This window comes from Streptomyces sp. NPDC088354 (assembly GCF_044753585.1).
Taxonomy (GTDB): domain Bacteria; phylum Actinomycetota; class Actinomycetes; order Streptomycetales; family Streptomycetaceae; genus Actinacidiphila.
Map to the genome: position 1 here is coordinate 83,277 of NZ_JBIVNJ010000024.1, position 23,475 is coordinate 106,751.

General features: G+C 74.7%; 26 protein-coding genes and 1 pseudogene. 15 read left to right on the forward strand and 12 right to left on the reverse strand.

What is annotated here, in order from left to right:
* The first annotated feature begins 46 nt into the window (after nt 1-46).
* The 4 genes from ACIP98_RS28610 to ACIP98_RS28625 all read left to right on the forward strand — a co-directional run bounded on the left by ACIP98_RS28610 (nt 47) and on the right by ACIP98_RS28625 (nt 3,207).
* Nucleotides 47-388, forward strand: a complete 342-nt coding sequence (locus tag ACIP98_RS28610; protein ID WP_319663271.1) for a DUF3037 domain-containing protein — start codon at nt 47-49, stop codon at nt 386-388.
* Nucleotides 389-505: 117 nt separating this feature from the next.
* Nucleotides 506-1,267 (forward strand): 3-oxoacyl-ACP reductase FabG, encoded by a 762-nt coding sequence (fabG, locus tag ACIP98_RS28615; protein WP_319663164.1) that lies wholly within the window; start codon nt 506-508, stop codon nt 1,265-1,267.
* A gap of 23 nt (nt 1,268-1,290) precedes the next feature.
* Nucleotides 1,291-2,052: an SDR family oxidoreductase gene (locus ACIP98_RS28620; RefSeq protein ID WP_319663165.1), complete on the forward strand. Its 762-nt coding sequence runs from the start codon at nt 1,291-1,293 to the stop codon at nt 2,050-2,052.
* Between the two features lie 471 nt (nt 2,053-2,523).
* Complete coding sequence (locus ACIP98_RS28625; RefSeq protein WP_319663166.1) at nt 2,524-3,207, forward strand: uracil-DNA glycosylase; 684 nt, start codon at nt 2,524-2,526, stop codon at nt 3,205-3,207.
* A 22-nt stretch (nt 3,208-3,229) separates the two neighbouring features.
* Here ACIP98_RS28625 and ACIP98_RS28630 read toward each other — a convergent pair whose 3' ends face one another.
* Nucleotides 3,230-3,388 (reverse strand): hypothetical protein, encoded by a 159-nt coding sequence (locus ACIP98_RS28630; RefSeq protein WP_319663168.1) that lies wholly within the window; start codon nt 3,386-3,388, stop codon nt 3,230-3,232.
* Nucleotides 3,389-3,710: 322 nt separating this feature from the next.
* Nucleotides 3,711-4,229, reverse strand: coding sequence for a DinB family protein (locus ACIP98_RS28635; protein ID WP_401978645.1), 519 nt, complete (start codon nt 4,227-4,229; stop codon nt 3,711-3,713).
* Between the two features lie 335 nt (nt 4,230-4,564).
* On the opposite strand from ACIP98_RS28635, the gene ACIP98_RS28640 reads away from it, so the two are divergent.
* From ACIP98_RS28640 to ACIP98_RS28650, 3 genes and pseudogenes are all read left to right on the forward strand, one after another.
* Nucleotides 4,565-4,870 carry an FAD-dependent monooxygenase gene (locus tag ACIP98_RS28640; RefSeq protein ID WP_401978685.1) on the forward strand — a complete coding sequence of 102 codons (306 nt, stop codon included), beginning with the start codon at nt 4,565-4,567 and terminating at the stop codon, nt 4,868-4,870.
* A gap of 48 nt (nt 4,871-4,918) precedes the next feature.
* Nucleotides 4,919-5,264 (forward strand): annotated as a pseudogene (locus ACIP98_RS28645) (hypothetical protein); the annotation flags it as partial.
* On the forward strand, nt 5,236-6,135 hold the full coding sequence (locus tag ACIP98_RS28650) for a Gfo/Idh/MocA family oxidoreductase (RefSeq protein ID WP_319663272.1): 900 nt from the start codon (nt 5,236-5,238) through the stop codon (nt 6,133-6,135). The pseudogene ACIP98_RS28645 and the gene ACIP98_RS28650, both read left to right, overlap by 29 nt.
* Here the strand turns inward: ACIP98_RS28650 and lnt are convergent.
* Nucleotides 6,107-7,627 carry an apolipoprotein N-acyltransferase gene (gene lnt / locus ACIP98_RS28655; protein ID WP_401978646.1) on the reverse strand — a complete coding sequence of 507 codons (1,521 nt, stop codon included), beginning with the start codon at nt 7,625-7,627 and terminating at the stop codon, nt 6,107-6,109. The two genes, ACIP98_RS28650 and lnt, sit on opposite strands and share 29 nt — an antisense overlap.
* A 191-nt stretch (nt 7,628-7,818) precedes the next feature.
* Here lnt and ACIP98_RS28660 point away from each other — a divergent pair, with 191 nt between their 5' ends.
* Nucleotides 7,819-10,227: a SpoIIE family protein phosphatase gene (locus tag ACIP98_RS28660; protein WP_401978647.1), complete on the forward strand. Its 2,409-nt coding sequence runs from the start codon at nt 7,819-7,821 to the stop codon at nt 10,225-10,227.
* A 73-nt stretch (nt 10,228-10,300) separates the two neighbouring features.
* Here the strand turns inward: ACIP98_RS28660 and ACIP98_RS28665 are convergent, their stop codons facing one another.
* Nucleotides 10,301-11,050 (reverse strand): hypothetical protein, encoded by a 750-nt coding sequence (locus ACIP98_RS28665; protein ID WP_401978648.1) that lies wholly within the window; start codon nt 11,048-11,050, stop codon nt 10,301-10,303.
* A gap of 148 nt (nt 11,051-11,198) precedes the next feature.
* Here ACIP98_RS28665 and ACIP98_RS28670 point away from each other — a divergent pair, with 148 nt between their 5' ends.
* The 5 genes from ACIP98_RS28670 to ACIP98_RS28690 all read left to right on the forward strand — a co-directional run bounded on the left by ACIP98_RS28670 (nt 11,199) and on the right by ACIP98_RS28690 (nt 15,345).
* Complete coding sequence (locus ACIP98_RS28670; RefSeq protein ID WP_401978650.1) at nt 11,199-12,074, forward strand: Fpg/Nei family DNA glycosylase; 876 nt, start codon at nt 11,199-11,201, stop codon at nt 12,072-12,074.
* 151 nt (nt 12,075-12,225) lie between these two features.
* Nucleotides 12,226-12,837, forward strand: coding sequence for an NAD(P)H-binding protein (locus ACIP98_RS28675; protein WP_319663177.1), 612 nt, complete (start codon nt 12,226-12,228; stop codon nt 12,835-12,837).
* A gap of 120 nt (nt 12,838-12,957) precedes the next feature.
* The gene (locus tag ACIP98_RS28680; protein WP_319663178.1) at nt 12,958-13,503 is read left to right on the forward strand and encodes a DoxX family membrane protein; all 546 of its coding nucleotides are present in this window, start codon (nt 12,958-12,960) and stop codon (nt 13,501-13,503) included.
* A gap of 62 nt (nt 13,504-13,565) precedes the next feature.
* The gene (locus tag ACIP98_RS28685; RefSeq protein WP_401978652.1) at nt 13,566-14,765 is read left to right on the forward strand and encodes a lactate 2-monooxygenase; all 1,200 of its coding nucleotides are present in this window, start codon (nt 13,566-13,568) and stop codon (nt 14,763-14,765) included.
* A gap of 52 nt (nt 14,766-14,817) precedes the next feature.
* Nucleotides 14,818-15,345 carry a hypothetical protein gene (locus tag ACIP98_RS28690; RefSeq protein ID WP_401978653.1) on the forward strand — a complete coding sequence of 176 codons (528 nt, stop codon included), beginning with the start codon at nt 14,818-14,820 and terminating at the stop codon, nt 15,343-15,345.
* A gap of 98 nt (nt 15,346-15,443) precedes the next feature.
* Here the strand turns inward: ACIP98_RS28690 and ACIP98_RS28695 are convergent, their stop codons facing one another.
* Nucleotides 15,444-17,378 (reverse strand): PAS domain S-box protein, encoded by a 1,935-nt coding sequence (locus ACIP98_RS28695; protein WP_319663181.1) that lies wholly within the window; start codon nt 17,376-17,378, stop codon nt 15,444-15,446.
* Between the two features lie 304 nt (nt 17,379-17,682).
* Between ACIP98_RS28695 and ACIP98_RS28700 the strand changes: the two genes are divergently transcribed.
* A complete protein-coding gene (locus ACIP98_RS28700) occupies nt 17,683-17,832 on the forward strand; it encodes a hypothetical protein (RefSeq protein WP_319663182.1) in 150 nt (49 codons plus the stop codon).
* A gap of 121 nt (nt 17,833-17,953) precedes the next feature.
* Nucleotides 17,954-18,466: a hypothetical protein gene (locus tag ACIP98_RS28705; protein ID WP_401978655.1), complete on the forward strand. Its 513-nt coding sequence runs from the start codon at nt 17,954-17,956 to the stop codon at nt 18,464-18,466.
* A gap of 307 nt (nt 18,467-18,773) precedes the next feature.
* Here ACIP98_RS28705 and ACIP98_RS28710 read toward each other — a convergent pair whose 3' ends face one another.
* The 7 genes from ACIP98_RS28710 to ACIP98_RS28740 are packed head-to-tail and all read right to left on the reverse strand — an operon-like array spanning nt 18,774 to nt 23,109.
* A complete protein-coding gene (locus ACIP98_RS28710) occupies nt 18,774-20,654 on the reverse strand; it encodes a complex I subunit 5 family protein (RefSeq protein ID WP_401978657.1) in 1,881 nt (626 codons plus the stop codon).
* 21 nt (nt 20,655-20,675) lie between these two features.
* Entirely contained in the window at nt 20,676-21,020 is a 345-nt protein-coding gene (locus tag ACIP98_RS28715) for a sodium:proton antiporter (RefSeq protein WP_319663185.1), read from the reverse strand.
* A complete protein-coding gene (locus ACIP98_RS28720; protein WP_401978658.1) occupies nt 21,017-21,745 on the reverse strand; it encodes an MnhB domain-containing protein in 729 nt (242 codons plus the stop codon). The genes ACIP98_RS28715 and ACIP98_RS28720 overlap by 4 nt, the downstream gene beginning before the upstream one ends.
* Entirely contained in the window at nt 21,742-22,035 is a 294-nt protein-coding gene (locus tag ACIP98_RS28725) for a DUF4040 domain-containing protein (protein ID WP_319663186.1), read from the reverse strand. Before ACIP98_RS28725 ends, ACIP98_RS28720 begins: the two co-directional genes overlap by 4 nt.
* On the reverse strand, nt 22,032-22,373 hold the full coding sequence (locus ACIP98_RS28730; protein ID WP_401978659.1) for a cation:proton antiporter: 342 nt from the start codon (nt 22,371-22,373) through the stop codon (nt 22,032-22,034). Before ACIP98_RS28730 ends, ACIP98_RS28725 begins: the two co-directional genes overlap by 4 nt.
* The gene (locus tag ACIP98_RS28735; RefSeq protein ID WP_319663188.1) at nt 22,370-22,648 is read right to left on the reverse strand and encodes a monovalent cation/H+ antiporter complex subunit F; all 279 of its coding nucleotides are present in this window, start codon (nt 22,646-22,648) and stop codon (nt 22,370-22,372) included. Before ACIP98_RS28735 ends, ACIP98_RS28730 begins: the two co-directional genes overlap by 4 nt.
* A complete protein-coding gene (locus ACIP98_RS28740) occupies nt 22,645-23,109 on the reverse strand; it encodes a Na+/H+ antiporter subunit E (protein WP_401978661.1) in 465 nt (154 codons plus the stop codon). Before ACIP98_RS28740 ends, ACIP98_RS28735 begins: the two co-directional genes overlap by 4 nt.
* Nucleotides 23,110-23,475: the final 366 nt, after the last annotated feature.

Sequence of the window (23,475 nt, forward strand, 5' to 3'; positions counted from 1 at the left end):
CACGCAGAACGGGCGCGACGTCTTCGAGTACGCGCTGGTGCGCGTGATGCCGCGGATCGAGCGCGGGGAACTGATCAACGCCGGTGTGCTGGTGTACTGCCGGGCCAAGTCCTTCGTCGGCGCCCGGGTCCATCTCGACGAGACCCGGCTGCGCTGCCTGGACCCGGACGTCGACGTGGCGGGCGTGCGGGCCGCGCTGCGCGGCTACGAGGGCATCTGCGCGGGCGGCGAACGCGCCGGGCAGGCGGCCGGGGACGATCCGGGCCGCCGCTTCCGCTGGTTGACGGCGCCGCGCAGCACCATCGTGCAGCCCGGCCCGATCCACACCGGGCTGACCGCCGACCCGCGGGCCGAGGTGGACCGCCTGCTCGATCTTCTGGTGCGCTGAGCCACATCGGCGCGGTGGGCGTTGACACAGGGTCACTGCGCTCCTACGGTTTCGGCAGCGGGACGTACTAAGCGGTCGCTCACCTGCGCGACCGGACCCCAGGGCTGAGGAGAACAGATGTCGACCACCGAGCAGCGCGTAGCGATCGTCACCGGGGCGGCACGCGGCATCGGCGCCGCCACCGCCGTGCGCCTGGCCGCCGAGGGCCGTGCCGTGGCCGTGCTGGACCTCGACGAGGTCGCGTGCAAGGACACTGTCGAGCAGATCACCAAGGCGGGCGGCCGGGCGATCGCCGTCGGCGCCGACGTCTCCGACGAGGCGCAGGTCGAGGCCGCGGTCGCGCGCGTCGCCGAGGAGCTGGGGGCGCCGACGATCCTGGTCAACAACGCCGGCGTGCTCCGCGACAACCTGCTCTTCAAGATGAGCGCGTCCGACTGGGACACGGTCATGAACGTGCACCTGCGCGGCGCCTTCCTGATGACCCGCGCCGTCCAGAAGCACATGGTGGACGCGAAGTTCGGCCGCGTGGTCAACCTGTCCTCGTCCTCCGCGCTGGGCAACCGCGGCCAGGCCAACTACTCGGCCGCCAAGGCCGGTCTGCAGGGCCTCACCAAGACCCTCGCGCACGAGCTCGGCAAGTTCGGCGTCACCGCCAACGCCGTCGCCCCCGGCTTCATCGCCACCGACATGACCGCGGCCACGGCCGCCCGCATCGGCATGGGCTTCGAGGAGTTCCAGGCCGCCGCCGCCAGCCAGATCCCGGTCCAGCGCGTCGGCAACCCGGACGACGTCGCCAACGCCATCGCCTTCTTCACCGGCGACGCCGCGGGCTTTGTGTCCGGCCAGGTCCTGTACGTGGCCGGCGGCCCGCTCAACTGACCCGCGACAGGAGACCCGCACCCATGAGCACCCAGCCCGACAGCGGCCGTGTCGCGATCGTCACCGGCGCCAGCCGCGGTATCGGCTACGGCATCGCCGAGGCCCTGGTCGCGCGCGGCGACCGCGTCGTCATCACCGGCCGCAACGAGGAGGCGCTGAAGGAGGCCGTCGAGCGGCTCGGCGCCGACCGCGCCCTCGGCGTCGCCGGCAAGGCCCACGACGAGGCGCACCAGGCCGAGGTCGTCGAGCGCGCGATGGAGGCCTTCGGCCGCGTCGACTACCTCGCGAACAACGCCGGCACCAACCCGGTCTTCGGCCCGCTGTCCGAGCTCGACCTCGGCGTCGCCCGCAAGGTCTTCGAGACCAACGTGATCTCGGCGCTCGGCTTCGCCCAGCAGACCTACAGGGCGTGGATGAAGGACAACGGCGGTGCGATCGTCAACATCGCCTCCGTCGCGGGCATCAGCGCCTCCCCCTTCATCGGCGCCTACGGCATGAGCAAGGCCGCCATGGTCAACCTCACGCTGCAGCTCGCCTCCGAGATGGCCCCCGGCATCCGCGCCAACGCCATCGCGCCGGCGGTCGTCAAGACCCGGTTCGCCGCCGCGCTGTACGAGGGCCGCGAGGAGGAGGCGGCGTCCGCGTACCCGCTGGGGCGGCTCGGCGTGCCCGAGGACATCGGTGGCGCCGCGGCCTTCCTGCTCTCCGACGCGGCGGCCTGGATCACCGGCCAGACCCTCGTCGTGGACGGCGGCATCTTCCTCAACGCCAGCGTCGGCCACTGAGCGCCTGCGCTCGTCCGCGCTCGTCGTGAGCGAGCCCCGGTGCCGGCCCCGAAACGGCGGCCGGCACCGGGGCCGAGGGTCGTCAGCGCCCTCTGCCCGGGCGCGACCGGTTCCGCCGCACATGGTCACGGGGCCCGCCGGTGGCGGCGGCGACCGGATGCAGCCGCCGAAGTCGTGGTGACGCCGCAGCGGCTCCAGCAGCGGAACGATGTCCGGACAGGCGTGTCCGGGCGAGCGAACGGCCTGACACCCTGCGGCGCCGCCGGACCGTGACCGTGTGCTGCGGCCATGCCGGGCAGAACCGCTTCCGGGGGCAGTCGGGATGGCTCTCCGGCGCGGCTGCCCGGGTTCACCGTCACGATGCGCCGCCGGGAACGGCTGGACGTCGGCCGGTCCCCCGCACGCGGCGACTGTCGGAGGGGGACGGTACGTTCGGTCCCAGTAACGGATCGCGTACCGGAGGTTCCCGACGTGCCCATCACGCTGCCCGAGTCCTGGCAGGCCGTCCTCGGCGAGGAGTTGGCGAAGCCCTACTTCGGCCAACTCACCGAGTTCGTCGAGGAGGAGCGCGGGAGCCACCGGATCTACCCGCCGCGGGAGCAGGTCTTCGCCGCGCTGGAGGCCACGCCCTACGACAAGGTCAAGGTGCTGGTGCTCGGCCAGGATCCGTACCACGGCGAGGGCCAGGGGCACGGACTGTGCTTCTCGGTGCGCCCGGGGGTGAGGACCCCGCCCTCCCTGCGGAACATCTTCAAGGAGCTGAAGGACGAGTACGGCCACCCCGTCCCGGACAACGGCTACCTGATGCCGTGGGCCGAGCAGGGCGTCCTGCTGCTCAACGCGGTGCTGACCGTGCGCGAGGGCGAGGCCAACTCGCACAAGGGCAAAGGCTGGGAGAAGTTCACCGATGCCGTCATCAAGGCGGTGGCGTCCCGCCCCGACCCGGCGGTCTTCGTGCTGTGGGGCAACTACGCCAAGAAGAAGCTGCCCTTGATCGACACGGAGCGGCACGCCGTCGTGCAGGGCGCCCACCCCTCGCCCCTGTCGGCCAAGCTCTTCCTCGGCAGCCGGCCCTTCACCCAGATCGACGAGGCGCTCAAGGCGCAGGGCCACGACCCCGTCGACTGGCGCATCCCGGACCTCGGCGCCCGCTGATCCGTACGGCCCGGCGGCCGGCTCAACGGCCGTAGGTGTCCCGGCAGATATGAGCGGCGTCGCCGCCCGTCGCCCAGCCGCCGTACTGCTCGCCCCAGGCGCACACGTTCGCGCCCCCGGCCCGTGGGGCGGCCGGGGACGCGGTGCGGTGCGGGTGCGGCGCGGCGGGGACGGCAGGCATGGCCGGAGCCGCAAGGCGGCGGGCCCTCGGGGCCGGTGCGGGGGCCGCCGCCGGGAGCCGGGAAGCGGACGGGGAGGGCTCCGGGGGCACGGTGGTCAGGGCCTCCAGCACGGGCCCCTGGACCACGGGCACGACACCGGCGGCCGCCGACGGCCGTGGCGGGGCGGGGGCCGGCGGCGGCGTCCCCGGATGCCGCTCCGACACCGTCACGCATCCCGGGACAGCGGCCATCGCCGCCACGACCACCATTGCCACCGCATGTCGACGCACCCGCACAACTCTCGTGCAGTGGTGCGCTCTTGCCCATTCCCCGCAGGGGTGATCAGTCGCCGGTCACGCCGTCGACGCACTCGCGGATGAGGTCCGCGTGCCCGTTGTGGCGGGCGTACTCCTCGATCATGTGGATGTAGATCCACCGCAGGGAGACGGGGTTCTTGCGCCGGCCCAGGCCGATGTCGTCCAGGGAGCGACCGAGGGCCAGCTCGCGGGCGTGCGCGATCTCGGCACGCCAGGTGGCGAACGCCTCGGCGGTGTCGGCCTTGTCGAGGTCGTGGAACTCCCCGTCCGGGTCCTCCTCGGTGTAGTACAGCGGCGCCGCCTCCTCGCCCGCGAGGGCGTTGCGGAACCAGCCGCGCTCCACCTCGGCCATGTGACGGACCAGACCGAGAAGGGTGAGCCCGGACGGCGGCACGCTGGCGGTGCGCAGCTGTTCGTCGTCCAGGTCGGCGCACTTGAACGCCAGGGTGTCGCGGTGGAAGTCGAGCCAGGTGTCCAGCATCGTGCGCTCGTCGGCGATGAGGGGCGGATCGGTGCGTTCGGGTGTCGTCGTCATGGCGGACATGATGGCGGGGGCCTCCGCCGGCGTCGAAGCATTAACCGCCGGACCGGGCCCCCTGCGCCCCTCGCAGCACGTCGGGGGCATCGGCCGTCAGCTCCGCCCCGGACGGCGGTGACGCGGATACCGCTCCCGCGACGGCCAGGCGACGGGCGTCCGCGCGTGATGCTCCGGTTCGGCGGAGCCGACGGCACGCGGCAGCATCTGGACTGCCCGCCGGTTCGGCGCCCGGCACCACCCGGTCCCCGGCGTGGCCGCCGCCGACGCGCCCGGCACCGTCCTGTGCGACGACGTCCCCCACTTGGCCGTGCCGCTGCCCCCTACGCCGCGACCGGACCGCCCTGCCCGGCGACGGCGACGGCGACGCGGCCCACGCCATGACTCCCCACCTCGGCCAGGGCAGCGGACAGGCGATCGAGGACGCGGTCGTCCTCGCCCACCTCGCCGAGCCCGGCGGCGACACGGCCGCGGCGGTCGCCGCGTACAGCGTGCGGCGCCAGCTCCGCACCACCGACGTGATGCGCCGCTCCCGCCCGGTCGGACGGCCGGAGTCGTCCCGGCCCGCCGGTGGCCCGACAGGTGGGACGAGCGGGCCTCGTCGGGGCGTCCGAGGCGCAGCGGGGGGAGCAGGGCGTGGGCCTGGCTGAACCAGGGCTCCTCCTGGCAGCTCCGGCCGCCCTCGCGCACCGGCTGCCGCGGACAGCCTGGGCTCGCTCAAGGCCGAGGCGCCGCGGGCCCGGCTCGTGCTCAACCACCTGAACCCGCTGGTGCGCCGGGCCCGCCACCGTCACCGAGCGCGGGCCGGCCGGCACCACCGCCGAAGCGCTGTACGGGCAGGCGCTGCTGCTCACGTCGCCCGCGGGACCCGCTCTTCGCCGCTGCCGACCGCTTCGGCCCGCGCTTGGCCCTGCGCGGCGCGGACGGCATCGGCGGACCGGCGGCTCCCCGCACGCCCCGTATGCTGCCAGCGGAAACGACCGGGCACCGCAGGCGGGAGAGGCACATGGAAGCCCTGAAGATCGGGGTGATCGGACTCGGTGACATAGCGCGCAAGGCGTATCTGCCGGTGCTCGCCGCGCAGCCGGGGCTGGAACTGCACCTCCACACCCGCACCCCCGCCACGCTCGACGAGGTCGGCGACCGCTACCGCCTGCCGCACCGCCACACCACCCTCGACGCGCTGCTCGACCAGGGCTTGGACGCCGCCTTCGTGCACGCCCCCACCGTCAGCCACGTCGCCATCACCGAGCGGCTGATCGAGGCCGGGGTGCCCGCGTACGTCGACAAGCCGTTCGCGCCCGACCTGGCCGGCGCCGAGCACCTCGTCCGGCTGGCCGAGGAGCGCGGCGTCGGCCTCATGGCCGGCTTCAACCGCCGCTACGCGCCCGGTTACGCGCAGTGCCTGGAGCACCCGCGCGACCTGATCGTGCTGCAGAAGAACCGCATCGGCCTGGCGGAGGACCCGCGCGGCGTGGTCTTCGACGACTTCATCCACGTCGTGGACACGCTGCGCTTCCTCGTCCCCGGCACGATCGAGCACACCGACGTGCGCGCCCGGGTCCGCGACGGCCTCCTGCACCACGTGCTGCTGCAGTTGTCCGGCGACGGCTTCACGGCGATCGGCGTCATGAACCGCATGAACGGTTCCACCGAGGAGACGCTGGAGGTCATGGGCCAGGACGCCAAGCGCCAGGTGGTCAACCTCGCCGAGATCGTCGACCACAAGGGCCAGCCCACGCTGCGCCGGCGCGGCGACTGGGTGCCGGTCGCCCGCCAGCGCGGCATCGAGCAGATCACCCTGGCCTTCCTCGACGCCGTGCGGCACGGCAAGCCGCTGGACGCCCGTGACGCGCTGCGCACCCACGAACTGTGCGAGCGCATCGTCACCGCGGTGACCGAGCAGACCTCCTGAACGCGTGCACGGCCGCCCCGGCCAGCAGCAGCACCGCGAGCCGGGGCACCCAGTCGCCAAGCCGGTCGTACAGGGTGCGCCCGGCGGCCAGCGGCACCTCGTAGACCCGCGTGGCGCTGCGCGACGTGCCCAGCCACGGTCCGGTCGGCCGTCCCGCGGCGTCGTAGCCCGCGCTGATCCCGGTCAGCGTGGCGTGCACCACCGGCCGTCCGGTCTCGGCCGCGCGCAGCGCCGCGAGTGAGGCGTGCTGCGCCGGGGCCCAGCTGTTCTGGAACGACGAGGTCGAGGACTGCGCGACCAGCAACTGCGCCCCGTCGTCGGCGAGATGGCGGCTCATGTCGGGGAACGCAGACTCGAAGCACACCAAGGGACCCAGCCGCACGGCGCCCGCGTCCATGACCACCTGGTGGTCGCCCCGTACGCGGTCCTCGCCCGCCGCCCTGCCCACCGAGGTGGCCCAGCCCAGCAGCCCGCGGGCCGGCACGTACTCGCCGAAGGGCACCAGCCGCATCTTGTCGTACCCCTCGCCGAGCGGGCCGTCCGGGCCGATCAGCAGCGAGGTCTTGGAGATGCCGCGGCCGTCCGCACGGCGCGCGTCCACATTGACCAGTACGTCCGCGCCGACGAGCGAGGAGAGCGCGGCCAGCCGGGCGGCGAGGTCCGGCCGGGCCGACAGGTCGAAGCCGACGCTGCTCTCCCCCCACACCACCAGGTCCACGTCCCGGCCCGCGAGCCCGCGGGTCAGCCGCTCGCCCTGGTCGAAACGCTGCTGCGCGCCCACGACCACCCCCGGCTGCACCACCGCCACCCGCACCGCCGTCCCGGTGCGCGACGGCACCGGCGCCCACAGCCACACCGCCGCCGTCGCCACGGCGCACACGACGAGCGCCGCCCCCGCCCGTCCCCGCCACCGGGGCACGGCGACGAGCGCGGTCAGTGCCGTGTTCACCGCCACCAGCACGAAGCTCACCAGCCACACGCCGCCGACCGAGGCCAGCCGCAGTGCCGGCGCGACCTGCCACTGGCTCGCCCCGAGCAGCCCCCAGGGGCCGCCCAGGGACTCCCAGGAGCGCACCAACTCGGCCAGCAGCCACGCACACGGCACCAGCACCGTCGCCGCCACCACGGAGCGCCCGCCGGGGTTCCCGCCGAGCAGGCGCCGCACCAGCCACCCCCAGGGCGCCCACAGAGCCCCGAGCAGCAGCGCCAGCAGCACGATGAACACATGCAGGCTCGGCACGAGCCAGTGGTGGACGGCCACCATGAACCCGGCCCCGCCGAGCCAGCCGTCCAGCGCCGCCCGCCGTCCCGTCGGGGCCGACCGGGCGAGCAGCATCCACGGCACCAGCGCGCCGTACGCCAGCCACCACAGCGACGGTGCCGGGAAGGCCAGCGCGGGCAGTGCCCCCGCCGCCGCGGCCGCCGCGCCCCTGCCCCAGGGCGAGGCACGCCGGGAGGTCCGGACCGGCGGGCTGTCGACCTTCACCGTCACGTGCGCTCCTCATGGTCGTCTGACCCCAGTCTCAGCCGTGCGCTGCGCCTTGGACAGGGGGCGCCACGGCGTTCACCTGCCGTGTCGTGGTCTCCGCGGGTCGCCGCGATCCGCCGGCACGCCGTTTGAGAGCGCCAGGGGGAGGGATCATCCAGGGGAGAGGCGGGCGAGTCGAGGACGAGGACGTGCCCATGGGCGAAGAAGCCGGCCGGCGGGGCCCCGGGGCAGGTCAGGAGCGCCGCGGGCCGGCGGCGGTGCCGGTGGCCACCGCCCTCGCCGGCGGCGACGGGGGGCTGCTGACCGCCTGGGGCGACGAGGCACGGACGCTGCTCGGCTACGAGGCCGCGGAGGTCCTCGGCCGTCCCGCCGCCGCACTGCTCGCCGCACCGCTGCCGGGCCTCGCGCTGCGCCGGGTCTCCGCCCGGACCGCCTGGAGCGGACCCGCCGCCCTGCGCCACCGCGACGGGCACACCCTGGTGGTCAGGCTGGCCCTGCAGCCGCTCACCGCGGCGGACGGCACGCTCCAGTGGACGCTGACGGCCGAGCCGCCCGACCCGGCGGACCTGGAGGTGTGGTCGCTGGCCCAACTGCCCATCGCGGTCGCCGTCTACGACGAGGACGTCCGGCTCAGCGGCGCCAACGCGGCCATGGAGCACATGGTCGGCAAACCACTGCCGGCACTCCGCGGGCAGCGGCTCGGCGAGTTCGTGGACGGGGGCGCCTTCGAGGAGTTGGACCACCTCCAGGAGCAGGTCATGCGCACGGGGCAGCCCGCGTGCATGGAGCGCCTCGGCATTCCGTACGGCGAGACCGGCGAGCACGCCTACTCGATCTCCGTGCATCCGGTACGGGACGAGACCGGCGCGGTGCGCGGAGTCTCGACCGTGGTCTGCGACACCACCGACCAGTACCTGTCGCGGCGCCGCCTGGACATCGTCAACGAGGCCAGCACGCGGATCGGCACCACCCTCGACGTGACACGCACCGCGCAGGAGCTCGCGGACATCGCGGTGCGCCGCTTCGCCGACATGGTCAGTGTCGACCTGCTGGACTCCGTCATGCGCGGTGAGGAGCCCGGGCAGGTCCCGCGCCGCGGTGACGTCGTCTTCCGCCGGGTCGCGCAGCAGTCCGTGCTGCCCGGCTGCCCCGAGTCCGCCGTCGCGGTCGGGGACCCCGACATCGTCCCGGACCACTCGCCCGCCGTCCGCGCGATGCTCACCGGCAAGGGCACGCTGCACAGCATGGAGGACGACGATCTGCGGCGCTGGAGGGCGTACGACCCGGTCCGCGCCAGGGCGGCGGTGGAGTACGGCATCCACTCGATCATGATCGTGCCGCTCTCGGCCCGCGGCACCACCCTGGGCCTGGCCCTCTTCCTGCGCCACCGCACCGCCGACCCCTTCGACGCGGACGACCTGCTGCTGGCCGAGGAGATCGCCGCCCGCGCCGCCGTCTGCGTCGACAACGCCCGCCGCTACTCGCGCGAACGGGCCACCGCCCTGACGCTGCAGCGCACCATGCTGCCGCTGCGCTCGCTGCGCACCTCGGCGCTCGAGGTCGCCACACGGTATCTGCCGGCGAATTCGCGCGCGGGCGTGTGCGGGGACTGGTTCGACGTCATCCCGCTGTCCGGGGCACGGGTGGCGCTCGTCGTCGGCGACGTCGTCGGGCACGGCGTCGGTGCCTCGGCCGCCATGGGACGGCTGCGCACCGCGGTGCGCACGCTGGCCGACGTGGACCTGGCGCCCGACGAACTCCTCACCCAGCTCGACGACCTCGTGGTGCGCTGCGACCCCGAGTTCGGCACGGGAGTCGTGGGCGGCTCCGCCGCCGAGGTCGGTGCCACCTGCCTGTACGCGGTCTACGACCCGGTCGCCCACCGCTGCACCGTCGCCCGTGCCGGGCATCCGCCGCTCGCCGTCGTCCTGCCCGGCGGTCGGGCGGAGTTCCCCGAGCAGCCAGTGGGGCTGCCGCTGGGGCTCGGCGGCCTGCCGTTCGAGACCGTCGAACTGGACCTGCCGGAAGGCAGCGTGCTCGCCCTGTACACCGACGGCCTCATCGGCTCCGTGAGGGGGGACATCGACACCGGGCTCGTCCTGCTGCGCCGGGCGCTGACCCGTCCGGCCCGTACGCTCGAGGAGACCTGCGACAACGTGCTGTACGGGCTGCTGCCCGAACGCCCCCGGGACGACGTCGCGTTGCTGACGGCACGGACCCGGGCGCTGAACGCCTCGCAGGTCGCCACCTGGTACCTGTCGGCGGACCCGAGCGGTGTCGCGGCCGCCCGCAGGACGGTCGCCGACCAGATGGGACGGTGGGGCCTGGACGAGGCCGCCTTCACCACCGAACTGGTCGTCAGCGAACTGGTCACCAACGCGATCCGCTACGCGGCGGGCCCGATCCAGCTCCGGCTGATCCGTGACGCGGCGCTGATCTGCGAGGTGTCCGACACCAGCAGCACGGCGCCGCACCTGCGCCGGGCCCGCACCTTCGACGAGGGCGGTCGCGGGCTGCTGCTGGTGGCCCGGCTGACCGACCGCTGGGGTACTCGGCAGACCCCCGCGGGCAAGACGATCTGGGCCGAACAGGCCCTCGCATGACGGCGGCCGGACAGCCGTCGGCAAGCCCGGACGGCTGCCGGTGCACCGGGCGGTCGCGGTGTTCCCGGCGATCTCAGCGCTTGCCGGCGTCCTGACCCCCCGGGCGCTCACCGGTCCCGAAGCCCCTGCCGGTCCCGTGGTCCTGCCCCGGTCCCGTGCCGAAGCCCGGGGAGTGCGGGTCGCCGTGCTGCTGATGGCCGCCGGTACGGTGCCGGCCCCGGTGCTCGCCGTTCCCGAAGTGGTGGTGCGCGGAGGCGGCGCGGATGACCGCCTCTTCCCAGTCCTGGCTGTCCCAGCTTCCGTTGGGGCGCGCGTGGCGGGGGGTGTCCTTGGTGTCGTCCGAGTCGCCGGCGGTGTGCCGCACGGCGTCCTCCACGGTGGCGGTACCGCTCGTGCCGGTGCTCGTGACCGCGGCCGTCGTCACCGTGGAGCCGGTGTTCGCGTCCGTGTCCGGGTCCGTCGCGCGGGCGGAGGCGGCCGCCCCCGCGGCCGGGGGCACAGCGGCGTCCTTGACCTCGGTGTCGGGCAGCGCGACCGCCGGCTCCTGGACCTCGCCGGCGACGGTGGTGGCGGAACCGTGCGGCATCAGCAGCGACAGGCCGGCGACGGCGCCGGTCGCCGACAGCACGGCGGTGCCCAGCGAGCCCCGGCCGGGCCTGCGGGCCCCGCGGTGGCGGCCACCGACGACCTCCCCGCTGATGATCCTGACCGCTTCGGCCTCACCCGCCTCCACCGGCTGCGGGCGCGGGATCACCTCGGTGGGGTCCAGCGCCGTGGTGTCCGGGAGCGGCACCTCGGGGGGCAGGGGGAGAGATTCGGCCATGGGTCCCGATCATTCATACAAGACCCCTCGCTGTCCAGTTGTTCCGATCATCCAACTGTGTGTTCACGCCATGGTATTGAGCGGTAAACCGGACAGAACCGGGCGCATGCCGGTCGCACGTCGTAACCGGGCGCGGCACACTGGTCGCATGCCGGAACTGCCTGAAGTGGAGGCCCTGGCCGGATTCCTCACCGGCCGGATGACCGGGCACACCGTCGGCCGGGTCATGCCGGTCGCGGTCAGCGTCCTCAAGACCTACGACCCGCCGCTGGACGCCCTCGTGGGACGCACCGTCACCGCGGTCGGGCGGCGCGGCAAGTTCCTCGTGTTCACCACCGACGACGGCGACGGGCCGCACCTCGCCGTCCACCTCGCCCGCGGCGGCTGGCTGCGCTGGAAGGACGACCTGCCCACGCTCCCGCCGCGCCCCGGCAAGGGCCCGCTCGCCCTGCGGCTGCTCCTCGCCGAGCCCGAGGGCGCCGGCTTCGACCTCACCGAGGCCGGGACCCAGAAGCGTCTCGCCGTGTACTGCGTCCGCGACCCGCAGGACGTCCCCGGCATCGCCCGGCTCGGCCCCGACCCCCTCGATCCCGCCTTCACCCGCGAGGCCTTCGCCGCCCTGCTCACCGGCGAGCGCCGCCGCATCAAGGGCGTCCTGCGCGACCAGGGCGTCATCGCCGGGGTGGGCAACGCGTACTCCGACGAGGTGCTGCACGCGGCGAAGATGTCGCCCTACGCACTCGCCGCCAACCTCTCCGATGAGGACGTGAGCCGTTTGTACCAAGCCCTGCGGACCACTCTGGAGGACGCCGTCGAACGGTCCCGCGGACTGGCCGCCGGCGAGCTGAAGGGCGAGAAGAAGACCGGCCTGCGCGTGCACGGCCGGGCCGGCGAGCCCTGCCCCGTCTGCGGCGACACCATCCGCGAGGTCTCCTTCAGCGACTCCTCCCTCCAGTACTGCGCCACCTGCCAGACCGGCGGCAAGCCGCTCGCCGACCGCCGGATGTCGCGCCTGCTGAAGTAGCCGTGCCCCGCGCGGTGCCGGAGGATGACCGGTGACCGGCCACCGAAAGGGGCGACCATGTCCGACGCCGCCGGCGACCGGGCCCACGACGGGCCGACCGCCTTCCCCGCCGCCCGCACGCTCGCGTGCGTGACCGGGGAGCGTCGCTGACATGCGCCTCGCCGTCTTCGGAGGCACCGGCCACGTCGGACGCCGGCTCGTCCCCCTGGCTCTCGCCGCCGGCCACGAGGTGACCGTCCTGGTACGGAACCCCGCAGGCCTGTCCGGCCGCGAGCGACTGCGGATCCTCCCCGGTGACGTGCGCGACGCCCGGGCCGTCGACCGGGTCGTCGAGGGTGCCGACGCGGTGCTCAGCGCCCTCGGGACGCGGTCGCCGCGCGGCGACACCATCTGTGCCGAGGCCATGCGGCGGATCCTTCCCGCGATGCGCGGGCACGGTGTCCGGCGGCTGGTCGTGGTCGGCGCGTACGGCACGGGACAGGGGCACCGCGGCGCCTACCGCGCGGTGATGTCCTTGGCGATCCCCGCCATCATGCGGGACAAGGACGAGCAGGACGCCCTGGTCCGCGCCGAGGCCGACCTCTGGACGATCGTGCAGCCCGCGGTGCTCACCGGCGGCCGCTACTCCGGCGTCTACCGGACCGGCACCGACCTGCGGCTCGGACTCGCCTCCCGGGTCAGCCGCGCCGACGTCGCCGACTTCATGCTCCGCGCGGCGGGCTCCGAGGACTGCGTGCGCAGGGCTGTCGCCATCACCTCCTGACACCCTGCGACGCCCGGACGGCCCAGCGCGGACGGCGGGCCGCCCGGCGCCCGCCGAGACTGGGGAAGAGCCATGCTCCGGCCCGCCGGGGCGCGTCACCGCGGCGAACAGGAGCCGGTCATGCCGTTGCACCACCGCAAGGACCTCGCACTGCTCGCGCTGCGCCTGGGGCTCGGCGGGGTGCTCGTGGCCCACGGCGCGCAGAAGCTCTTCGGCTGGTTCGGCGGACAGGGTCTGGAGGCCACCGCGGGGTCCATGGAGTCCATGGGCTTCGAGCCCGGCGCGCCCAGCGCCCTGGCCTCCGGGCTCGGTGAGGCGGGCGGCGGGGCCCTGCTGGCCCTGGGCCTCGCCACCCCGGCGGCCGGGGCCGCGGCGGCGGGCGCGATGGCGGGGGCCGTGTCCGTCCACGTGCCCGCCGGATTCTTCACCGCCTCCGGGGGATTCGAGTACCCGTGCTTCCTCGGTTTCACCGCCGCGTGCATCGGCGTCGCCGGCCCCGGGCGCTACTCCCTCGACCACGCCACCGGTCATGTCCTCGACCGCCCCTGGACGCTGGCCGTCGCGTTCCTCGGCAGCGCCGTCGCCGCCGCGACGGTGATCACCCGCCGCAACTGCGTCGTGCGCGCCCGGATGGCACGCGAGTTGCCCGACGCCGACCCGGCCTGACGGTGGACGCGGCGGCCCGCCCCTGACACAGTCCCTCACGCGGACGAGAGACGGGACTACGCATGGCCGACCGGGCGGACTACCAGTACGAGATCTACCTCAACGGGATGGCGGGCCTGCGGCCGTCGCTGCCCACGGACCTGACGCGGCTGGAGGAACTGGCCGCGGAGCGGCTCGGTCCCGAGGCCTTCGGATACGTCGCCGGCAGCGCCGGCAGCGGACGTACGGCGCGGGCCAACCGTGAGGCGCTGGACCGGGCGCGGATCGTCCCGCGCATGCTGCGCGACGTCACCGGGCGCGATCTGACGACCGAGGTGCTGGGACGCCGGATCCCGGCGCCGCTCGCGCTCGCCCCCGTCGGCGTGCTCTCGATCGTCCACCCGGACGCCGAACCGGCCGCCGCGCGGGCCGCGGCGGCGCAGGGCGTGCCCTTCGTGGCCTCCTCGGCGTCGAGCACGCCCATGGAGGAGGTCGCCGCGGCCATGGGCGACGCGGAACGCTGGTTCCAGCTGTACTGGGCCAAGGACCGCGAGGTGACGGCGAGTTTCCTGCGGCGGGCCCGGGCCGCCGGCTACACGGCGCTGTTCGTCACCCTCGACACGCCGCTGCTCGCCTGGCGGCCGCGCGACCTCGACCAGGCGTACCTGCCGTTCCTCCAGGGCATCGGCACCGCCAACTACTTCACCGACCCCGCGTTCCGGGCGGGGCTCGCCAAGCCGGTGGAGGAGGACCTGAACGCCGCGGTGCTGCACTTCGTCGGCATGTTCGCGGACCCCGGCAAGAGCTGGCCGGACCTGGCGTTCCTGCGCGAGCAGTGGGCGGGCCCCATCGTGCTCAAGGGCATCCAGCACCCCGACGACGCACGCATGGCCGCCGACGCCGGCATGGACGGCGTCGTCGTCTCCAACCACGGCGGCCGCCAGGTCAACGGCGCGATCGGCGCGGCCGAGGCACTCCCCGCGGTCGTCCGGGCGGTCGGCGACCGCCTCGACGTCCTCTTCGACAGCGGCGTCCGCACCGGGGACGACGTCTTCAAGGCCCTTGCCCTAGGCGCCCGCGCCGTCCTGCTCGGCCGCCCCTACGCGTACGGCCTCGGCCTCGGCGGCCAGAGCGGCGTCGAGCACGTCATCCGCTGCCTCCTGGCCGAGTTCGACCTCACCCTCGCGCTGTCCGGGCACCGCCGCCCGGCCGACCTCGGTCCTGACGCACTGTCAGCGGCCGCTGTGGCGACAGTTGCGGAGCCGGCGGGGCCGAAGGGCTGAAGATCGCGGGCGGCGGCGCCGGGAGGGCCCGCGGAGCGGGTAGACCGGTGGGGTGCCGGAGGACCTGGATGACGTGGACGGCCCGCAGGACGTGGAGGACGTCGAGGCCGCGACGGAGCGGCTCAAGGAGCGGATCTACGCCACCATCACGATGATCTCCGTCGTCGTCGGCCTCTCCGCGAGCGACGAGGTCGACGAGGTGGGCGCGACGGCCACGATCGCCACCGCCGCGCTCGGCGTGTGGCTGGCCGCGTTGGTCGCCGACCAGCAGGCGCACCACACCGTCGCCGGCCGCCTCGCCACGGGGCGCGAACTGCGCCGGCTCCTGCACGTCAGCAGCCCGCTGCTGCTCGCCGCGGTGGGGCCGCTCATCCTCGTCGGCGTCGCCGCGATCGGGGCCATGCCACTGACGACCGCGCTGCTGACCTCGGCCGTCGTCGACATCGCGGCGCTCTTCGGCTGGGGCTGCCTCGGTGGCCTGCGCATGGGCGGCGGGCTGCCGACCGCGCTGATCGCGGGCGTCGTGGACGCGGCCATCGGCACGGCCGTCGCGACGGTGAAGGCCCTGGCGGGGCACTGACGTTTCCGCTTGTGCGGGTGCGGGTGCGGGTGCGGCGCCCGGTGGCGTGCCGGTGCGGGTCGGTACTGGCTGGTCGCGCGGTTCCTTGCGCCCCCTGGTCAATGCGGGGTGTCGGGGGCGGGGCGGAGGCGGAGGGTGAACCAGACGGTCTTGCCGTCGCTGGAGGGGCGGGTGCCCCAGCCGGCGGCGAGGGCTTCGACCAGGAGCAGGCCGCGGCCGGACTCGTCGCCGAGGTCGGCCGGCCGGCGCTGCGGGATGTGCGTGCTGTGGTCGGAGACCTCGACCGTGACGTCCAGCGCGGTCCGGTGCAGACGCAGGCCCAGCGGTCCCTGGGCGTGACGTACGGCGTTGGTGAGGACCTCAGAGGCCAGCAGGCACGCCGCGTCCGACACGTGGCCGCACTCCCAGGCGTGCAGGGTGTCGTGGACGAACCGCCGTCCCTCGGCGACGGCGGACGGGACCGCGTCGATCTCCGTCGCGGTGGCGGCGAGCGGCGCCTCGGGCAGCCGGGCCAGCAGCAGCGTGACGTCGTCGGCGTGTCCGTCGGCGTCCGGGCGCAGGGAGGCCAGCACCAGGTCGGCGGCCTCCTCCAGCCCGGCGGAGCGCGCGAAGGCGTTGCTCAGTTCGGCGCTGAGGCAGGCCAGTTGTTCATCGATGTCGGAGCGCGGGGTCTCCACCAGCCCGTCGGTGTACAGCACCAGCGTGGAACCGGCCGCCACCGGTACGCAGACCTGCTGGTGCGGCACGTCGCCCACGCCGAGCGGCACGCTGATGGGCGCGGGCAGCGGCCGCACCGGCGCCTCCGGCCCGGGGCCGACCAGCAGCACCGGCAGATGCCCAGCGGAGCACACCGTCACCTCGCCCGCGTCCGGGTCGACGACCAGGTAGCAGCAGGTGACGAGCTGGTCGGGCAGGTCGTGGACGAAGGCGTCCAGCCCCTGGATCAGCTGGCGCGGCGGGATGCCGGTCTTGGCCAGGGCCCGTGCCGCCGAGCGCAACTGCCCCATCACGGCTGCGGCTTCCAGCCCGCGTCCCATCACGTCGCCGATGAGGACACCCACTTGGCCGCCGCCCAGCGGGATCAGGTCGAACCAGTCGCCGCCCACGCCCGCGCCCTGCGTCGCCGGGAAGTAGCGGCTGGCGGTGCGCATGCCGGGCGGTTCCGCGGGGGAGCCCATGAGGCTGCGCTGCAGGGTGAGCGCGATGTGCCGCTGCTGCCGGTACAGCTCCGTCAGCTCCTCCTCGGCGCGCCGCAGGTCGGCGATGTCGCGGACGATGGAGCAGGCGCCGACGATCGCGCCGTCCCGTCCCCGGATCGGCCAGAGGGTGACGTCGACGTCCAGCAGCCGCCCGGAGCTGGTGACCCGCAGCGTCTCGAAGTGCTCGACGCGCTCGCCCCGCGCCAGGCGGCCGAGCAGGGCGGCGATCTCCTCCTTGAGTTCCGCCGGGGCGAGCATCGACACGTGCTGCCCGATCGCCTCGTCGGCGGCGTAGCCGTACAGCCGCTGCGCCGCCGCGTTCCAGTACGTGATCCGGCCGTCGAGGGTCTTGGCCAGGATCGCGTCCTGGGAGGACTCGACCAGCACGGCCAGTTCGTTGATGCGCTCCTCGGCCGCCTTGCGCTCGCTGACGTCCCGCACGGCCGCCGAGATCAGCAGGCCGTCCGCGGTCTCCAGCGGGCTCAGGCTGATCTCGACGGGGAACTCGCGGCCGTCCTTGCGCAGCCCGTACAGATCGAGCCCGGCGCCCATCGGCCGCACCTGCTGGTTGCCCGCGTAGCCGTGCCGGTACGACGGGTGGTGGCCGCGGAAGCGCCGGGGGACCAGCACCTCCACCGGGCGGCCCAGCAGTTCCTCGCGGGTGTGTCCGAACAGCGACTCCGTCTGGGCGTTGACCAGCCGTATGGTGCCGGTGTCGTCCACGATGACCATGGCGTCGGGAGCCGACTCCAGCAGGGCCCGGAACATCTCCTCGGCAGCGCTGTCGCCCTCGGCGGGGCGCACGGCCGCCCGCTGGTCCCCGGTCGTGTGCATCGTGCTCTCCCCTGTCCCTCGGGCGGTCCGTACAGGGCCGTTGCGGGGACGTTAGGGCCTGCCGGAGGGCGGCTGCCGGGGATGCGCCGAAAGCGGTCCTGTTCGCACGGAACTGCTCAATCGGCGGTCATCGATGTCGTTCCGGCAGCGGGTCGCCACCGGATCACCTGCCGCGCCCGAACGCGCGGGCCGGCTCCGGACGACTCGCCGCCGGGGCTGTGTCGTACCGGCGCGGGACCGGCGGGCGCCGAGGGCGGGGGAGGGCATCGCCACGCGCGGCGAGGAGCCGCGGGCCCCTGCGTCGGTGGCCGAGCACGTGCCCGCGCAGCCGCGACCACGTGAACGCGGTCGTCGCCGGAGCGCGGTGTTGGCCGCGCCCGTACGGCAGTTCATGGAGGACGAGCACGGCACCGACCTCCCCGAGGTCACCGGCTGGTCCTGGCCGGGCCGCTGATCCCTCTGCAACCGCCGTGGGGAGGCAGGACGGCCCGGCTCCCGCTTCGGGCCGGACGCGGCTGTGCCGAGGTCGAGGACATCGGGCTGCGTTCGAGCGGGCCGACGTCCAGCATGGCGGCATGCCGGATCTGCTGTGGGACGACGTCAGGAACCTCTTCGATCCCGACCTGATGGGTGCTCTGCCGGATGTGTCGGTGGCGGGCACTTCGGTCGAGGACTGGCAGGCGGTTTTCGACCTGGTCCGGTCGAGCGGATGGACGTGGGAGTACGCGGAGGGCGACGCCGTCGGGGCACTGCCCCCGGCCGGGGAGGTACTGTCGCGTCCCGCCGACGCGGAGACGGCCGATCTGCGGGTCCGGCCGGTGCCGGATGTGCTGGTGATCTTCCGTCCGATGTCAGCCGAGGAGATCGATTTCGACGTCGACCTCCGCGAGCTGCAGGGTCAGACCGGAGTGGACACCCTGTGCGGCTTCCTGCGCGCGATCGGCCGTCGGCTGGACAAGCCGGTGGTCATGACCGCCGAGGGGGACCACGGGAACCCGGTGCTCGGGTTCGACCCCGGGGTCGACCGGGTGGTGCTGCGGGCGGATCCACAGCTCATCGCGCCGACCGGCGGTGACTGCAGAACGTGACGACGCCGGACTGGTGGCCGCGACAGCGGCGAAGGCAGGGACCCGGGCGCGGTGAACTGGACAGTCCTGCACGGCCGTGCGGGTGACCGGCGTCTCCAACGCGGGGACCGACGACCGCGGGTCGGTCGAGACGGTGCCTGCACCGCGGCGGCCGTCTCCGGGGGCGGGGCCCACCGCATCGACGCGCTCACCGACGCCGGGCGCGAGCACTGCGCATCCTTGGGCGTGGCCGCAGGCAAGCCGGCAACGCCGAAGCCCAACGGTCGCGCGAGACCGGTGACCCGTTCGGCGGCGGAGCCGCCGCGGGTCAGCCGATGCCGGACTGCGCGCCGAACGCCACGAGCAGGGCGGCGACGCCGACCGTGAGCCAGGCTACGTAGTCGCCGGGCAGCCCTGAGTGGAGGCGGCGCAGGGGGAGGGCGGCCCGCTGGGTGGCCGCGGTCGCCAACGATCGGGCCCGTCCGGGCAGGGCGCCGGTGAGGCCCGGGCCCCACACGGCGGCCGCGGCGACCGCGACGGCGAGTGCCGTGGAGAGCAGCCCGAGCAGCACCCCGGCCGTGTTCCAGTGCGCGGGCGGCACCGGCACGGCGGGAACGGCGGCCGACGCGGGGCCGAACGCGGCGGCGAGATAGCCCGCGTGGTCGGTGAAGGCGGCGCCGGCGGAGGCCAGGGCCGCGCCGGCGGAGGGGACCACGCCGACGGCGAGGCTGCAGAGCAGCAGCACCGCGGGTACCGCGACCATGGGGGCCGGGAGCCGCCGCCGCGGGTCGTGGATCTCGGGCTCCTCGCCCTCGCCGCTCGTCTCCGGCTCCCACGGCCGGTCCTGCGGCCGCGGGCCCGCGCCGCGGAAGACGCGCAGCGCGGCCCGCAGGACGGCCCCGCCGGTCAGTGCGGAGGCCAGTACGAAGACGGCCGGCAGCCAGCCCTGCCAGTGGCCGGCGGCCTCCTCGGCCAGCGCCTTGCCGAGCCCGGTCCCGAACGGCGGCAGCCCCGCCACCACCAGCCCGCCGACGGCGTACAGCGCCCCGGGCAGGACGAGCCCTCGGGCCCGGCCGTACAGCCCGTGCTCGTCGACGGAGCCGTAGCGGTCGAGGAGCACACCGGTCAGGCCGAACAACGCGGCCTTGGCGCCCGCGTGTCCGGCGACGTACACGGCGGTCCCGGCCGTGCCGAGCGGCGTCAGCGTCGCCAGACCCACGAGGAAGAGGCCGACGTGCGAGATCGTGGAGAACGCCAGCAGCCGCTTGAGGTGCCGCTGCTGCCAGCACATCACCGCGCCCACCAGCGCGGTCAGCACTCCCGCCGCCGTGAGCGTGTCCCGCAGCGCGTGGTGCGGGATGCCGCCGGGGCCCGAGAACACCGCCCAGTAGACGCGGGCCACCCCGTACACGCCCAGTTCCACCATCACCCCGGACAGCAGCATGCACACCGGGGTCGGGGCGACCGCGTGCGCGTCCGGCAGCCACAGGTGGAAGGGGACCACGGCGGCCTTCACCAGCAGCCCGGTCATCACCAGGACGAAGCCGCACACCACGAGCGCGTCCGGGCCGCCCTCCCCGGCCAGTTGGCGCGCGATGGCCGCGAAGCCCAGTTCGCCGGTGCGTGCGTAGAGCAGCGCGATGCCCATCAACGAGGCGTACGCGCCGAGCGAGTTGACCAGTCCGAAGGCCAGCGCGCCCTGCAGCGGGCGGCCGTCCTCGATCCGGTAGCCGGTGAGGGAGTACGCGACGACGCCCATCAGCTCGAAGAAGACGAAGGCGTTGAAGAGGTCGCCGGTCAGCGCGAAGCCGCACATGCCCGCCTCGAAGAGCAGCAGCAGCGCGGGGAAGGTGCCCGCGTTGTCGCCGCCCGGCTCCTCGAAGTACCGCCAGGAGTAGGCCAGGACGGCCAGTACCAGCACGGCGACCAGCAGCGCCATGCCGCCGCCCACGCGGTCCGCCTCCAGCACGATGCCCACCCCGTGCCCGCCGGGCCCCTCCGGTCGCCACCCGCCCAGCCACGTCACCGCGCGGCCGTCGCCGGTGCGCGCCCACAGCGTCGCGACGCACGCGACCTCGGCCGCGGCGCAGAGCGTGGCCAGTACGTCGCAGCCCAGCCTCGGCAGCCGGCGTCCGGCGACGGCGAGCAGCACCGCGCCCAGCAGCGGGACGGCGACGGCCAGCGGCAGCAGGACATTCGACCCCGCCACGTCCGTTCCCACGCCCGCGCCTCAGCCCTTGAGCCCGGTCAGCGACTCGGGGTCGAGGGTCCCGTGCCGCTTGCGGAGCTGGATGACGAGGCTGAGCAGCAGGGCCGTCACCACGGCGCCCACCACGATGTCGGTCAGCGTCAGAGCCTGGACGACGGGGTCCACGACGGGCGTGCGCGCGGGGACGTCGGAGAACACCGGCGCGGTCCCGCCGCGCCGGTAGCCGACGGCGAGCAGCAGCACATAGGTGCCCGACTGCGCGACGCTGAGGCAGCCGACGGCCTGGATGAGGTCGCGGCTGGTCACCATGCCGTACACGCCGGCCAGGAAGATCCACCCGGCCACGAGGTAGGGCAGCACGCTCATTTCTCGGTCACCTCCACGGCCTGGTCGAGGAATGAGGCGAGCAGCACGACGACGCCCGAGCCGACCTCGATCCCCACGGCGGCGTTGATCAGCGGCACCAGGCCCCCGGAGGCCAGGTCACGGAAGGTGCCCAGGGGCAGCACGTTCTCCAGGTACGCGCCTGCCACGGCCAGGCCCACCAGGCCGAGGGCGGTGAAGGCGGCGGCCGCCAGCGCGTCCGTGACGTCGAGGACGGCCAGCGGGCGGACCCGGCCCAGCACCCGGTAGTCGGCGGCCACGTAGGCGAGATGGAGTCCCGCCGCGAGGATCACCCCGCCCTGGAAGCCGCCGCCCGGACTGAGCTGGCCGTGGGCGACGACGTACCAGCCGGTGAGCACCGTCAGCGGCAGCAGCAGCGCCCCGAACAGCCGCGTCGGCGGCAGGACCCGCTGCGCCGCGGGGGGCACCTTGCGCTCGTCCCGGGCCAGCCGGAGCAGCACGGTCGCGCCCAGCACCGCCGCGAACAGCACCGACTCCTCGCCGAGCGTGTCGAAGGCGCGCTGGTCGAAGTTGACCGACGAGATGACGTTGGCGGTGCGCTGTTCGAGTGCCGCGGCGACGGCGCGCGTCCCGTACGGGTGCGAGGCGCCGCCGAACGCGGGCAGTCGCGTGCAGGCGAGAGCGAAGCCGGCGAGGACGACGGCCGCGGCCACCAGGAACAGGCGGACGCGGATGGTGCGCCTCACCGGCGCCGCTCCTCGCCCGCGTCCTGCTCCTTCCCGGCCGGTCCCCGGCGCACCCGGCGCACCGTCAGCAGGATCAGCAGCGGTGTCAGCGCGGAGCCCACGCCGAGCTGGGACAGGGCCACGTCCGGTGCCTGCAGGAGCGTGAACAGCAGCGCGAACTCCAGGCCGAGCATGGCCAGGACGACGGACTGCCGCACTGGGTCGCGGGTCAGCACCGCGGCCGTCGCCGTGACCGCCACCAGCAGCAGCGCGACGGCGATGAGGATGTCCTCGGCGGTCGTGCCCGTCATGCGCGCGGGTCCCTTCCCTCGTCCGCCGGCCGGACCGGCCCGTCCAGGCCTTCCGGCCCTTCGAGCCGGGTGGTCAGCCGGCCGATCGCCATCGTGGTCACCGGCCCCGCGGCCGCCAGCAGGGCGCCGATCAGCAGCAGTTTCAGCGCCGCCCGGCCCGGCCCCGCCTCCACGGCGACCGCGAGAGCGGTCAGCGGGGCGCCCAGCGAGGCCGCGGGCGACAGCGCGTGCAGGCGGGCGTGGGGACCGGGCAGCACGATCAGCGCCACCGCGGACAGCAGCAGCACCGCGCTGCCGGCGACCAGCAGTGCCAGAGCGACGCCATGACGGACCGTCATGTGGCCGGACCGCCGCCCTCGTGCGGTTCCCCCGCGAGGAAGCGGGTGAAGACCAGCGTCCCGACCGGGCCGAGCACGGCGAGCACCAGCGCGAGATCGACGTATGAGCTGCGTCCGAAGCCCTGCGCCAGCAGCAGGAACTCGACCGCGACCAGCGTGGTCGCCAGGCTCACCCCGGCCAGCCGGGTGTGCGCGGGACCGCGCAGCGCCAGCCAGGCACACGGCCCCAGACCCGCCGCCAGCAGCACCCCGGCCGCGACGATCCACGCGTTCACGCCCTCGCCTCCTCGACGCCCAGTGCCCGCTCCAGGCCCGACGGGCGGTCACCGAGGCGGTGCACCGTCAGGACCCGATCGTCCTCGTCGCCGAAGGCCACCACATACGCCCCCGGCGTCGCCGACAGCACCGCCGACGCCCACGCCGTCCCGACGCCCTCGGGCAGCCGCACCTGCCCGAATCCGCCCCGGGCGCGCCGTGCGCCGAGGACCGCCCGCGCCAACTGCCATGTCTCCGTGAGCAGCGCGCCGGGCCAGGCCAGCACCGCGCGCACCGCGTACCGGGCGCCTCCCGGCGCCGCCCCGGAGGCCACGCGCACGGCGTCGGCCGCGATCGCCGCCAGCAGCGCCCCGGCCGCGCCGACCACGACCTCCAGCACGGTCACCGGGCCGATCAGCACCACGTAGCAGGACAGGAGCACGAGCAGCCACACCGTCACCCCGGCCGCCCTGCGCCCCATCGCTGCCTCCCCGTCCGTCCGACCGCCCGCCGGCGCCGCCAGCCAGGTCTACCGGCCCGGCCGTTCACCGCAGCGCCCGCGCGCCGCCCGCGCGGGCGCTGCCACCCGTTCGCCACACCGCGTCGGCTCGCGTCTACCCGGCACCGGCCCGTTGATGCGGTGCGCCCGCGCGGGAGTCGGGTGCGGAGGCGCGGTACGCCGGGTCGGCCGGCCCGACCGCTCTGGGGCGCCGTCCCGGACTCCGGGACGGTGGATGGCCCCCGACGTCCGGTCGTGGCGCACGGAGGGGGCGGAACCGCCGGCTGCCGACGTGCTTCGGCCCGGCGAGCCGGCCGCCGTCGCGGCCGAGGAGGCCCCGCACCCCCA